The following is a 13,662-nucleotide window of genomic DNA, read 5'->3' as shown; positions in this document are numbered from 1 at the left end:
AACCTATCAATTCTGATCCGAATGCGATACACAGTCTTTCGACTTTTGATCCTGATTCTTGCTTTGGGAAGTGCCACCCACACCATGGCACAGTTTGACCAAGAACGGTTCGGTAAAAACCGGATCCAGCACAAGGAGATAGAATGGTATTTTTACTCTTCCAACAATTTTGAGGTCTACTATTACGACCGCGGGGGTGCCAACGCCAAGATGGCGATCGACTACCTGGAGTCGGAGTTTGACAAGCTGACCCAGATGATCGGCTACGTGGCCTACACCAAGCCAAAGATCTACATCTACAATTCCCCCGAGGAGGCGCTACAGAGCAATCTCAACCTGAACGTGCAGCAGTACTCCGAGGATGGTCAGACCAAGTTTACAAGGCTGATAGCCGAAGTGTCCTACAAGGGACGTATAGACCAGTTTAAGGAGGACGTGATCGCAGCGACCTCCAAGATCATCATCCGCGAGATGCTCTATGGCGCGTCCGTGGCGGACGCCTTCCAGTCCAACCTGATCAACGACTTTCCCGAATGGTACATCGACGGTGCCGCGCTCTATCTGGCCAAGGGCTGGAGCCGCGAGATGGACGACTTCATGCGCCAATACCTCAAGGACAACTCCAATCCAAAGATCCTGAACCTGACCGGTATTGAGGCCGGTCTGGTAGGACAGTCCATCTGGAACTATATCTCCGAAAAGTACGGACGCCGCTATGTGTCCAGTATCCTCAACCTGTCCCGGATCAACCGAAACGAGGAAAACAGCATAGCAAACACGATTGGCATCAACGCAAGGGCTTTTTTCGAAGACTGGAAAAGCTATTACCTCAAGGTGAACGAGCCGGTCTATTCTTCCTTCAAGAGCGTGAATACGGAGTCCGCGGTGGCCAAGACCTCCTCGCGGGTGGATGGGGCGATCAGCGACATCAAGTTTAGCCCTGATGGGCTGATGCTTGGCTATGTGCTCAACAATGCGGGTAAGTTCAAGGTGATCGTCAGAGACCTCTCCACCGGTGCGGAGCAGACGGTGTTCCAGGGAGGGGCGAGCTATGATGAGCTGTCGCCAAACCTCTACTCGCCCATCATCGCCTGGAGGGACTCGGCCAATCTAGCGATAGCGTCCTTTAAGCGGGGATTCACGACGCTGAGGCTTCGCTCCATCGACGGGACGAACCAGGACAAGATTTTCCTCCGAAACATCACCCAAATCCTCAGCTTGGACTTCAATGAGTCGGGCAGAAACATGGTGCTTTCGGCGATCTCCAACGGCAAGACGGACATCTATACGCTCAACGTACGCGGCCAAGGCAAGCGCCTGACCAATGATGTTTTTGACGATTTGACACCGATGTTTCTCAATGACTCGGTGATCGTCTATTCTTCCAACTTCACGGAGCTGCCGGATTCAGTGCTGACCGCGACGCCGGATATCAAGGTCTTGCCCGATCTGTACAACCTCCAGCGTGTCGATGTGCTCAAGGATACCACGATTTTTACCCGCCTGACCAACTCCAACAGTAGAAACCTGCGTCCCAGAAAGGTGAACAGCAATACGCTGATCTACATGAGCGACCTCAGCGGAATCACCAACCTGATGCGGTTCAGTATCGGAAATCAGGTTTCCAATCAGATTTCCGCCTTTGACAAAAGCATCGAGGTCTTCGACATCACCAGCAGGATGAACAAGATCGCCTATGCACTCAGAAGCGGGAAAGAGTCCTACCTATTCGTTGAGGGTTACTCGGGAGTAGACCAGTTTACTCCTAGTACGCCTCGTGTGCAGCTGGCCCAGGCCAAGGACCTGAATGAACGCCTTGCTGCCAGGAGATTGCTGGAGTCGAGGACTAGTGTCGCCCAGCCGTCCGAGCCCACCCGTACCGAACCGGAGCAGCAGGTGCCGGCCGTAGATACTACTTCCACCAACAGGACCTCTTCCATCAACTTGGACAGGTTGCGATTCGAGTCCAGAAAAGGCATCAATACGGAAAACTACACCTTCGACACCCTTCCCCAGGCCCAAGCGCCAGCGGCTGACACCGGCAAGCCTGAGCTGAACCGAACCAACCTCCTGGAAGCGTTTAGGAAGCAGTCCATGCAGAAGCGTGTGACCGGTCCGAGACGCATGGAGCAGCAGTTTTTCACCAACCACATCAACACGAGATTTGTCGTGGATCCGCTGCGAGGCTTCGGCATCAACCTGGATGGCAAGATGACCGACATCCTGGACAACCATGTGTTTCAGGGGGGTATCATGACTGCGCTGGACTTCAATTCGGGTGGCGACATTTGGTTTGAATACGAATACCTCAAAAGCCGGCTGGACCTCCGGGCGAGGTTTGACCGGAGGACGATCCGCGTAGAGCAGAGTGACATCAGCTTCCAGAAATACGTCCTGACCCAGGTGGAGACCGGCGTATCGTATCCTCTGAACATCAATTCCAGGATCTATGCGGCTCCATTTGTAGCCAAGTCCCAGTATTTCAACCTCAATCCCGACTCGTTGATCTACGGACAGGTGCCGGAGCAAAACCGCTTTGACGTCAACTACCTAGGGGGTAAGGTGGAGTTTGTGTATGACCGTACCGAGCCTATGGGGCTGTATTCGTTCACCGGGGTCAAAGGAAAGGTGGGCTTCCAGCACTATCAGGGTTTGAATCATGGAGAGCGCTCGTTCAGCAACTTCTACCTTGACCTGAGAAACTACCAGAAGATCCACAAAAACATCACTTTGGCCTCCAAGCTGTACGTAGGGTCTTTCATGGGCAAAAATCCCCAAAATTACCTCGTGGGGGGGATGGACAATTGGCTCTTCAACGAGTTTTACAATCCGCCATCCAATAGGCCGGAGCCATCTCCAGTCCGTAACCCTCAGGGCGTCGAAAACTCCAATATCCTCTTTGCCGACTTTGTGGACTTGAGGGGCTACGACTATGACGAGATCCGGGGCAACAAGGTGATCACCTTCACCACGGAGCTGCGCGTACCGCTGTTTTCATACCTCACGCGCGGGAATATTACTTCCAACTTCGTCCGCAACTTCCAGCTGGTAGGGTTCTACGACATCGGATCGGCTTGGGACGAGTTTGCCCCTTGGGAGCGTGTCAATGACCAAAATACCGAAGTGATCAATACCGAGGGCTCGCCCTTCGTGATCGTGTTGAACAACTTCAACAACCCCTGGCTGCAGAGCTACGGAGCGGGATTGCGCACCGTACTGCTGAATTACTACGTCAAGTTTGACATGGCGCGGCCTATCCGAAACTATGAAAAAGAAGACCTGAAGTTCTACTTTACTTTGGGCTACAATTTCTAATACCCAGACAATTTATGATCAAATCGATGACCGGCTTTGGAGTAGCCGGATTTGAGGACGAGCAGATGATGATTCAGGTCGAAGTTCGATCGCTCAACTCAAAATTTTTGGACCTGTCCATTCGCAGCCCAAGGCAGTTTTCCGACAAAGAGCCCGAAGTACGCAACATTGTCCAATCCATATTGGATCGAGGAAAGGTAAGCGTGTCCGTTGAGTTTGTGCCCAAGGGCAGCCAAAACCTCCCGGTTTCCATCAACAGGGATTTGTTCAAGTCTTACTTTGACGAGTTCAAGGCACTGGCGGATCTAGTCGGCGAGCATCCTAGTGAGCTTTTCAAGCTGGCTCTCCAAGCACCCAATGTGATCAATTCGATTCCTGTGGAGCGGGAAGAAAGCCAAGACTGGGAGCAGGTCAAAAAGGTGCTTGAGCAAGCTCTGAGGAAGTGTGACGGCTTTCGCAAGGATGAAGGTGCGTCGCTTTATGCGAAGCTGGAGGAAAACATCCAAGTCATTCGCTCGGCTTTCCAGCGGGTCAAGCAGGAAGAGCCCGGTAGAAAAGAGCGCATTCAGCAGCGAATCCGCAACCACTTCTCGCAGTGGATGGATGAGAATTCCTTCGACGCGAATCGATTTGAGCAGGAGCTGATCTACTACTTTGAGAAAATCGACATCACGGAGGAATTGGTGCGTCTGGAGACCCACCTCAACTACTTCATGAAGACCATGCAAGAGGATAGCGGACAGGGCAAAAAGCTGGGTTTTATCAGCCAGGAAATAGGCCGAGAGATCAATACCATAGGCTCTAAGGCCAATGATGCTGAAATCCAAAAGCATGTCATTCTGATGAAGGATGAATTGGAAAAAATCAAGGAACAGTCGCTTAACGTGATCTAGCCTAAAAGGAGAGACTCCTTTTGCATCAAGAGAACAATAAAAAAGCTCGGGCCAGAGGCTCGAGCTTTTCCGTTATGGAGTTGGTTTAGTTAAGCTTGAATTTGATCGGGATGGTCATCCGGGATCTTACTGCTCGGCCATTGTGCCGTGCGGGCTTCCATGCGGGTGAGTTGAGGATGACATCCATCGCTGCCTGATCCAGCGCGGGGTAGGCGGAGCGGGCTACTTCCACATCTTGTATGCTTCCGTTGGTATTAACGACAAACCTCACGATCACCGTGCCTTCCATCCCGGTTCTTTGCGCTTGTTTTGGATAGGATAGGTTGCCGCGGAGGTATTTGTACCAGGCCTCCATCCCTCCATTGAATTCGGCCCGCACTTCAGTGAAGTCATGGATTACGTCGGCTACCTCTTTCTTTGGAGGTTCGGTCAGCTCGATGACGGGAAGTGGTTCGTTTGAGGCAAGATCCACCTCCAAAGCAGTCAGGTTGTCAATCTTGATGTCGTCGTCGATGACCTTGATCTCCGGAGGCGAGACTACGGGGGCTTTTGGCGGTGGAGGGGTCTGGATCGTGATCGGGGCGATATCCATGTCCCAGTCCGTCTTAGCTTTTGAGATATCCAGGAGAGGTTTGTCATCTTCTGCTTTCCATTCGAAAGCTACCAATACAGCGCCGACAGACAGGGCCAGGCCAAGGTTGAAAAATGCGGCGTACCATCTGCGTAGATCCGCGCGCTCGTGTTTTTTTGATTCCATGGTTGTTAGAGTTTTTGGTTGACAGAATTTAGCTACGAAAATCTGGAAACACTATTTCCCTAACGTTTTTTAACTATTGAAAGAGTTTTAAGGAAAGAGGCAAAAAAAAGACCCGATTGCTCGGGTCTCGTAATTCTTGTCTTAGCTGAGTTTGAATCGGATCGGAAGTCTCATTCGAGTACGAACCGGACGGCCTCTTTGCTTACCTGGTTCCCACTTCGGAGCCTCTTCTACTACTTTCACCGCTTCTTCGTCGCAACCTCCGCCGATACCTCTCAAGACTTCTACGTCTTGGATGGATCCGTCAGTGTTGATTACGAACACCACGATTACAGTACCTTCGATACCCATTCTTCTCGCCTGGGTTGGGTACTTCAGGTTTTTGGAAAGATATTGGTTCCAACCTGACATACCTCCCGGAGGATTTGGCTGAGTCTCTACGACGTCAAAGATCTCGTCAGCTTTCTCTTCTACTGGAGCTTCCGCGATGACCACCTCTTTGATGACAGTGGTTTCTTTTACGTCCACGTCGAAGTTTACTTCGATTTTGTCCTCGATCTCTACCTCATCTGGAATTTCCTCAATGATAGGCTGTTCCATTGGCGGTGGGGGTGGAGGGGGAGGTGGCTGTTCTGTGATAGGCACATCAAGCAACTCTTCGAAGTTGTCAGCCACAGCTCCCAGATCCTTAAGACCTGAGTCGTCGTATGACTTATATTCGAAAGCAGCAAGTGTAAGCCCAACAGCTACTGCTAACCCCAAGTTGGTAAACATACCAACTGACTTGGTTAGATCAGCTTTTGGAGACTTTTTTGCTTCCATGGTGAAATTGGTTTTTACAGGTTAATCTTTTCGAAATCTGAATAACAAGTGTAAGGATTATTGAAGATTATTCCAAAATGTATTTAATGGACGGCCATTTTAAATAGGCCAACAATCCCAAACTTGCACCTACTCCGTTGACAATCATGTCTATCATGTCAAACGACCGAAAGGGGATAAATTGTTGCAAAGATTCCAATACAATCCCAATGGCTATCCCGAAAAGGACGAAATTCCAGAGGATTCTTGGGTTTTTTATCGAGGCTTGCCCCTTGTCTACTCCCACGCCGCTCCAAAGATATCCCTGTACGAAAAAGACCAGTAGATGAACGACTTTGTCCTGAAAATCGAACAAGTCCACTTCCGGCAATTTGGTGCCCGGCGTGAGCATGGCGATGGCAATGGCTACCAGCCAACAGCAGGCAAAAAACAGTCTCAAGGCTGCTGATTTACTCCCCAACCAGCTCTGCGTATGCTGCTGCATCGAGCAGGTCAGCAGGTTCGCCCACGATTTTCACCTTCACCATCCAGCCGGATTCGTAAGGGGATTCGTTGACCAGCTCGGGAGAGGATTCCAGCTCTTCGTTGAATTCCAGAATCTCACCGCTCAGGGGCATGAAAAGGTCAGAGACGGTTTTGACAGCTTCCACTGTGCCAAAAACCTCACCTGCTTCGATCGTCTCGCCTACGGTTTCCACTTCCACATAGACGATGTCTCCCAGTTCTTTTTGGGCAAATTCGGTGATGCCGATCGTTGCTACGTCTCCTTCGATTTTAACCCACTCGTGGTCTTTGGTGTACTTTAGTTCTTGTGGAAAATTCATGATTAGTTCGATTAGAATGGCCAAAAATAAAAGGAATCGCCCGAGATTGAAATCTATTGGGACAAATTAAATCGCAGCTGTCCACCAAAGGCGGTGGAGGATCGTTTGTACGCGGTCGTGACCCGGGGATCGTTGATGGTCCGCTCAAAATAGATGGTCAAATTCAGGTTTTGGTTGATCACGTAGCCCACGGTAGGTCGGATCTGGATGTTTAGGTTTCCATTGGTGACCGTGCTGCCCTCTTCGATTTTTCGCTGGACCTGTCGCACGTCGGTCACTTTGGAATCCAGCCGCAGCTGCAGGTCGTTTTTGAGCACTTTTTGGCTTCCCTGTATTTTGAAAGGCACTTTGACGCCGGCCTTGGTGTAGGCCAGGGTAAACCCAAAGTCGCTGCTTCTTTGTTCCGTCACCTGGGAGTTGGAGAAGTTCATGCCAAGGGTGCGCTCTCGTCCGTAGTTGACGATCACGTTTAGGCGGGTTTTGGTCATCATGTCCAGTCCGATGAGCGGGCCAAAGCGCTCGCTCAGCACGACGTCGTTGAGGATATAGACCGGGATAAACTGGCCGTCCTCGTTGGTGATGTCCGGCTGGCGCATCTCTTGGAGGTTGTTGTAGAGCTCCAGTCCCTGCTGGTACTGCAGGGAATTGGAGAAGTTGCTGACGTCGTAGGTCGACGAGTAGCTGTGGGTGAGGTTGATGCTGCTAAACTTGTCGCTGAGGCCTTTGAGCCTAGACAGGCCGCGATAGTCCACTCTCCAGTTGGGCAGGGGAGTTTTCGGGAAAGGATTGAGCTTGACCTCGTCGGGATCTTTGCCGAGGTAGGCGGCGAGAAAGGACGGGATCAAGACATCCTGTCCGTTGAGCCCGTACTCGCCTGGCGAGGTCGCTTCCCCATCCAGCCTCGCCTTGATCGTCGCGCGGTAGTTTTCCAGGTTGGTGAAGAGCGGAGAGTTGTTTTGGGAGTCATCCCTGCTAAAGGACGTCCCCAGCATGATGGTGGTGATGGAGTACGAGCTGAGCCTGTTCGGACTGACACTTTGGTAGCTGCCCGGGTCATCGATGGAGTTTCGGAATATTTCCTGATAGTCGCCGATTTCCCTTTTTCTCGCCTCCAGCGTCACCCGAAAGTCCCGAATCGGCTCCACGATACCGCTGAGGCGCAGCGTCATCGCCCGGTTTTGCTTGAAGGTTTGGGTCAATTCGGAGCTAGGTGCGATTTGTCCGTTTTCCGCCAGGTTGTACCGAAGGCTGGAGTTTTGGCTACCAAACACAAAGGCCCAGCTAGGATTGTCCCAGGCCCGGTCCATGCCCAGCAGGCCGGTGTTGGGCATGTAGCCGGGCAGGAAGGTGCCCTCGATCAGGCCATAGAAGAAGGTCAGTTCCTTGGTCATCATGAGGAACTTCATCAGTTTGTTGCTGAACGGCGTGCCGATCGTGTCCTCGGCCGTGGTCTGCGTCGCCCGGCCAGGTATGGCTGGCCGCTTGGGGGCATTCAGGGCAGCTAGCTTTTTGTTTTTGTTGTAAAGCTTGACCAGGTCCAGTTTTCCGGTCAGGCTTTGGTCACGGGTGTTGAAGATCACGTTTCCGAGCGTGTCTTTTTGGCCCATCGAGCCGGTCTGCCAGGTGTAGGAGGCGATGTATTTGTAGTCTGTCTGGATCCAGTCGGTGGCTGGGATTTTCGCCAGGGGAATGGCGTAGTTGATGGACGCTACGTGGTTGTAATTGGTCGTCCGTCCAAATCTCCAAGCGTTGTATTTGACCGAGTCGCGCTTGGCTTCGGTGTCCAGATCGCCTTCGGGTTCGTCCACGATCGCATTTGCGCTGGACGCAAAATCCACCCTCAGGCTGTTGGACAGGTCCCAGTTGATGTTGAAGGACCTGTTCATGAAGAAGGACTTTTGAAACAGCGGGTCCACGCCGGAGGTGCTCAGCTGGTCGTTGCGGTATTGGGATCTCAAGAAGCGGCGATCCACGTCCAGTCTGGCCAGCACCGTAGTTGGAGCGAGGTTTAGGTTAAAATCCTTCAATAGACGCAAGTAGGGCGAGGTCATTCCTTCCTTGTTTTCGAAGGGCGCGATGCGCAATTCCTTGGGCTGGAAGCTGTACGTGATGTTTCCCCGGTTAGTCTTGAAGACGTAGTTTTGGATTTGGGCATTGGACTGGGTCACTGAGCCCACGGCATAGGAGAAGGCAAAGTTGGACAGGTCGTAAAACCGGTTGGGAGAGTCTGGATTCCGCTTGATCTTGCGGACGTTGTTGAAGCTTAGGTTTCGGCGGTTGAGCTGATCCAGGGCGATGTTTCTGTATTCATCACGCTGCGCGCTGGTTTCAAATTTTCCCAGAGCCACTTCAAAGGGCACGTCGGGATTCAGCGGGTCGTACTCCGGTCGGGTGCTGGAGTTTTCCACGGAGAAATACATCGGTATGCTGACACCCAAGGCCTCGGGAAGAAGCTTGTTTACTTCCACATTGGTGGAGATGTCATACTGGGTGGTGGCCTGTCTGGTGCGCTGCGAAAGCTTGGTCTCCAGCCCGCCAAAACCGATGGAATTGTGGCGCACGGAGGCAGAGACTACCGCGACGTCGGCGATCTTGGCGTTCAGGAAGGCATTTGCCGCCCAGCCGTTGCTTTTGGTGAAGCCGGTGACCCGCAGCTCGTTGGCCCAGAGGCAGAGGGTCTTGGAAGAGCCGATTCCAGTGCCGGGATTGCGCACGCCGATCATCATGCTCTGTACCATGCTGAGCTCAGGTCGTCCGACCACGGTGACTTTGTACTGGCGGATTTCCTTGGAATAGGGCAGGTTGAGCGGTGACTGGCTGTTGTCCCGGTCCACCTTGACGCCGACGATTTCTTGGATAGCGATGTCGATTTCGTTTTCCAGCGGCCATACGGCGCGCTGGTCGTTGGTGCCGAGAGGAGAGATGAGCAGCGGAACCTCGATTTCGTAGTAGTTGTCCGTGTAGTCGGTGCCCAGTCTCAGGAAAGCACTCACTTCCCCGTCTCGGGCATCCTCGCTGTTGGCATGGAAAAACATCTTGATCCGCTCGTACTGGACCAGATCGTAGTTGAGGTTTTTGAATACCCCGCGGGCATCCTTGGGAGCCAAGTCTTCCACACACACGCGCAGGGACTGTTCGTTCAGCCTTCTTTCCACGGTAGAGGTGTTGTCCCGATCTCGGTTGATGCCAGGAGGCAGCACGTAGGGACTTTGCTTGTCGTTGCCCTGTGAGTTTTGCTCGATATTCACCACGTCCACGACGACATTGGAGATGTCTGGCTCGGGGATTTCCGAAAAGCCCTTTTCGTACAGCGACTCCTGGAAAACCCGCCACTGGCTGCCGACCATGCGAAACTCCGCCATTCTCAACACCACGGGCTGCTGGAAGTCGGTCAGATAGGTCCGCAACCAACGAATGGATTTGAATCCTGAAATTTCTCCCTCCACCCGGTCTGGCTGGCGGACAGGAACCCTGAACAAATACCAGCTGACCTCTTCGCCCCCATCGGTGTTGGTGACTTTATCCACGATGTAGTTTTCGCCAACGTTGAGCTGGTCAGGTCGGAGATCGATCTCGTACTCGTAGTAGTTTTCCAGCTCATTGATGGTGTTGTCGCTGTTCAGGTCTTCGTTGTCCGGCATGTTGCCTCCAGAGGGAGTGTAGGGGAGGCTGGGGTCGGCGCTGACGGGAGTGTTGCCCTCCATGCCGTTGAATTTCTTGTAGCGTTCCAGGATCTTGACGTCGGCCTGGTCAAAGCGCTCGTCCAGGTAGTACTGAAAGGCATCTCCCGAAACGTCCTGGAGGATCGCGCTTCTGGCCGCTTGGGACACGCTGAGCCGATCCAGGTATCTGCTTTGGAAAAAGGCCTGCTCGTCTTGGTTTTTCAGGCCGTCCAAGCCTACGTCCTGGTTGGGACGGGAGGACTCAGAGTTGTCAAATGCCGGAATCAAGTATTGTTCACGCGTGATCCTGCCCCATTCGTTTTGTCCGGTTTCCGAGGGATCGCCGTCGGCAGGGAGTCCATTTTCAAAGGCATGGGAGCCATCCCGCATCACGTCTTCCGAGATGTCGCCCAGGTTGATGAAAAGCTTACCGCCCGTGGTGTTGTTTTGGTTGAAAATCCCGTCGAGCACCTTCCCGTTTTCCCCGGAGATGAAGGGATCCATGAGCCAAAATTCGATGTACTCGATGTTGGTCCGATCAAAGTCCACCTCCGTGGTGATCGCCCGGGTGATCCCGCCGTAGTTGAGTCTAGGGTTGGGCAGCAGGCCGTCAAAGTCCAGGTTGGGGTTGTAGTTAAACATGCCCCTTTCGCTTGGGAAGAAGGCCATTTCAAAAAGCGGTTGGGGTACGACGATGACGTCTCGATCCTGGTTTTTGAAAATCTCCTGGGGTACCACCCGTCTTACGTAGTGGTTGCGCTTGTCCTGTGGGGTGAGGTTGGTCGGCACTCCGGGTCCGTTTTCCCGGTAGAAGATGTTGTCGATGTTGTACCAGGCCAGCCGAGCTCTTCGGTATGCACTTCCCAGGTTGTCCTCGGTTTGCTGGCTCAGGTCAAACTTGTTTGTGGGAGTCTTTGGGGTCGAGGAAAGCTTCCAGTTTTGGTTTGCCGCCGCTCCGAGGTAAAAGGGCGTCACCGCCGCCTCAAAGTCGTCGATGTAGGAAGCCGCGTCCCCGTCCACCGTATTGGAGGTGCCGGGGATGAGGTGTGCGAACTCAGCGTTAAACTGAACCAGGGACTTTTCCTTGGTGTCCGTGAACGGAAGGGCGTCTGCGAGCTTGGTCAGCCAGCGCGACTCGTCGTTGAAGTTCACATCCAATCCCCAGAGGCTGTTTCTCAGGGTTTCGTTGCCCGTGGCGATGCGGCTGACGTTGGGGCGCTCGTTGAGGTACATGAACGTGCCTCCGATGTTCAGCTTTTTGCTGGCAAGGTAGTCCAGCCTCGTGCCTAACAGACTGCGGGTCTGGAAGGAGACCAGATCCGCCTTTTCGAAGCTGACGTTGATCTGCTTGCCGGATTGGAGGATGGCGTCGTTGATGATCACCAGACGGCCGACGTTGTAGTCGATGGTAAAGTCCACACCCTCGGTCAGGGGGATATTCCCCGCCTGCACGATCACCGAGCCGGGGGCGATATTCAAGCCAGGCAGCTGGATTTCGCTGGCAGAGCCAGCGGTCAGTCTTCCCTTGATGAAGTATTTGTTGAGTCGGGTGACCAGCTCCGCATCCGCCTGCGTGGTGCGGTAGAGGGTGTCGTACACGTATTTGTCTTTGTAGACCAGCTCTTGGTCCAGGAAGTATTTGTCCAAGTTGGACCCAAAAGGCTCCAAGACAGGAAAGATCAACAGCCCCCGGTCGGAGAGCATGGTGAGGCCTTCGATGTAGTCGAAGTTACCGTCTGGTGCGGGATCGTTTTGAGGGTTGAGGTTGTCCAGCCCGGTAAGCCGGATCAAAGGCTTGTCTTTGACGTTGGCGCCTTCGAGCAGGGATGGGTTGTCCAGCCCGGTGCGGTCGTCCCGATAGATGACCTGTAGCTGGAATCCGTCCCTCAAAATCTGGCTTGCATTGAGGCTATAGACGTTTTTCATCATCAGATCCCAAGTTGGGATCTTCGGATTGATTCGGTTGGGACGGAGCATTTTCAGGAAAATAAGCTCGTCCTCGCCGCGGGCCTGATAGTCTTCGGTGAGTTCCCCGACTTTGTAAACCTGCCCGTTGTAGGTGTATTCGAAGGAGACTGCCAGGATCTCGTCGTTTTGCAGCCTGCGAAAAAGCGACACGTAGCCAAGTTGGGGGTTGAAGAAGTACTCGGTGGGGTCGAGTTTGCGGGCGCCGTTGATTTGCTCAAAGTCCACTCCTTTGCGCAGTCCCAAGCTGGACTCGATGGCTCTGGATCCTGTGTCGAAAGGCCTGAAGGACGGATTGGTCGAAAGGTTGGAGTAGAGCTGGTTGGCTCCGTTTCCGGCGGGGGCGCTCGGGTTGCCGGGGCCAATGTTGGGGTTGGAGGGGTTGTAGATTACCCGGCCTTCGCCCATGTCCATGAAAGCGGCGAAGTTCCTTAGGGTTTCGGTGTTGGTCGCCCTGTTCATGATGTACACCTCGATGCGGGTGACGGTGACGCCCGAGAGCACCTGGGGCAGCCCCCTCAGCCATTTTTCGTAGTTGTCCCGAAAGAAGTGGGCGAGAAAGAAGTGGCGGTTTTCGTCGTATTTGGAAGCTTGGATGTCAAAAGACCTGCCTTGTCCGTTGGCGTCGATCACCAGATTGTCCCTGCGTCCCCGCTGGGTCGAGGCGACGGCGGTCACGTTGAGCTTGCCAAATCGCATCTGGGTCTTTACCCCAAAGAGATTCTGGGCGCCCTGGATGAGGCGGTTTTGGATGGGCATGCTGACGTTGCCGATCTCGATGGACTGCAGGATGTCTTCCTCAAAACCGTCGTATTCGACCTTGAGCTGGTTTTGGAAGTCAAAGGAATTGTTGGAATCGAAGTTGGCGGCGATCTTCATTTTTTGGCCGAGGGAGCCATTGACCGCCATCTGGATCTGCTGCTGGAAGTTGAACCCGCCATTCTGCTGCTGGCGGATAGGCAGGGTAGGGTTGTCCACCCGTCGGAAAATCCCGCCGAAATCCAGGTTAACATAGCCGGTAGGGACGATGTTGATTTCGCTTCCACCAAAGATCCGGTCAAAAGAGGGGCTCACCGTCAAGGGAGGGATGAGGCTCCGGCCTTCGACGGCGCTTTCTCCATCCATGCCTCGCGCCCGAGACCGCCAGTATTCCTGCCTGACGCGGTACTCCTGCATCTGCGAAAACCTGTCAAAATCGTATTCCTGCTCATTGCCCAGGCGGTTGGTGTCGAGCTGGTCCACTATGTTGTATTTCAGCGTGGAGTCGATCAATACCTTGATCTCCTGGTCCACCGGGGGCGCTGGGATAAAGGGGGATTTGGGCCGCAAAAAAGGATTGCGGTTTGGATTCAGGGGGTTGGTCCTCATATTTTGCCAGAGCAAAAATGAAGGTGACAGCCTGCGCAGATTTAGGGAATCGATAC

The 13,662-nt window shown here is 53.3% G+C and carries 7 protein-coding genes; 2 read left to right on the top strand and 5 right to left on the bottom strand.

What is annotated here, in order from left to right; genetic code table 11:
* The first annotated feature begins 21 nt into the window (after window positions 1-21).
* Window positions 22-3,315, top strand: coding sequence for a BamA/TamA family outer membrane protein (locus J0A68_RS11730; protein WP_206578401.1), 3,294 nt, complete (start codon window positions 22-24; stop codon window positions 3,313-3,315).
* Between the two features lie 14 nt (window positions 3,316-3,329).
* Complete coding sequence (locus J0A68_RS11725) at window positions 3,330-4,208, top strand: YicC/YloC family endoribonuclease (protein WP_206578400.1); 879 nt, start codon at window positions 3,330-3,332, stop codon at window positions 4,206-4,208.
* 85 nt (window positions 4,209-4,293) lie between these two features.
* On the opposite strand, the gene J0A68_RS11720 is transcribed toward J0A68_RS11725, so the two are convergent.
* The 5 genes from J0A68_RS11720 to sov all read right to left on the bottom strand — a co-directional run bounded on the left by J0A68_RS11720 (window position 4,294) and on the right by sov (window position 13,606).
* Window positions 4,294-4,965, bottom strand: a complete 672-nt coding sequence (locus J0A68_RS11720) for an energy transducer TonB (RefSeq protein WP_206578399.1) — start codon at window positions 4,963-4,965, stop codon at window positions 4,294-4,296.
* A gap of 141 nt (window positions 4,966-5,106) precedes the next feature.
* Window positions 5,107-5,787, bottom strand: a complete 681-nt coding sequence (locus tag J0A68_RS11715; protein ID WP_206578398.1) for an energy transducer TonB — start codon at window positions 5,785-5,787, stop codon at window positions 5,107-5,109.
* A 67-nt stretch (window positions 5,788-5,854) separates the two neighbouring features.
* On the bottom strand, window positions 5,855-6,226 hold the full coding sequence (locus J0A68_RS11710; RefSeq protein WP_206578397.1) for a VanZ family protein: 372 nt from the start codon (window positions 6,224-6,226) through the stop codon (window positions 5,855-5,857).
* A 10-nt stretch (window positions 6,227-6,236) separates the two neighbouring features.
* The gene (gcvH, locus tag J0A68_RS11705; RefSeq protein WP_206578396.1) at window positions 6,237-6,611 is read right to left on the bottom strand and encodes a glycine cleavage system protein GcvH; all 375 of its coding nucleotides are present in this window, start codon (window positions 6,609-6,611) and stop codon (window positions 6,237-6,239) included.
* 53 nt (window positions 6,612-6,664) lie between these two features.
* Entirely contained in the window at window positions 6,665-13,606 is a 6,942-nt protein-coding gene (gene sov, locus J0A68_RS11700) for a T9SS outer membrane translocon Sov/SprA (RefSeq protein WP_236025550.1), read from the bottom strand.
* Window positions 13,607-13,662 lie beyond the last annotated feature (56 nt).

The sequence above is a fragment of the Algoriphagus oliviformis genome (assembly GCF_017254915.1).
Taxonomy (GTDB): Bacteria; Bacteroidota; Bacteroidia; order Cytophagales; family Cyclobacteriaceae; genus Algoriphagus; species Algoriphagus oliviformis.
The sequence above is the reverse complement of the archived record's forward strand: the minus strand, read 5'-3'. Positions and strand labels throughout refer to the sequence as shown.

Coding starts and splice junctions, on each gene's coding strand:
- J0A68_RS11730 (WP_206578401.1), top strand. CDS start 22: ATGCGATACACAGTCTTTCGACTTTTGATCCTGATTCTTGCTTTGGGA.
- J0A68_RS11725 (WP_206578400.1), top strand. CDS start 3,330: ATGATCAAATCGATGACCGGCTTTGGAGTAGCCGGATTTGAGGACGAG.
- J0A68_RS11720 (WP_206578399.1), bottom strand. CDS start 4,965: ATGGAATCAAAAAAACACGAGCGCGCGGATCTACGCAGATGGTACGCC.
- J0A68_RS11715 (WP_206578398.1), bottom strand. CDS start 5,787: ATGGAAGCAAAAAAGTCTCCAAAAGCTGATCTAACCAAGTCAGTTGGT.
- gcvH (WP_206578396.1), bottom strand. CDS start 6,611: ATGAATTTTCCACAAGAACTAAAGTACACCAAAGACCACGAGTGGGTT.
- sov (WP_236025550.1), bottom strand. CDS start 13,606: ATGAGGACCAACCCCCTGAATCCAAACCGCAATCCTTTTTTGCGGCCC.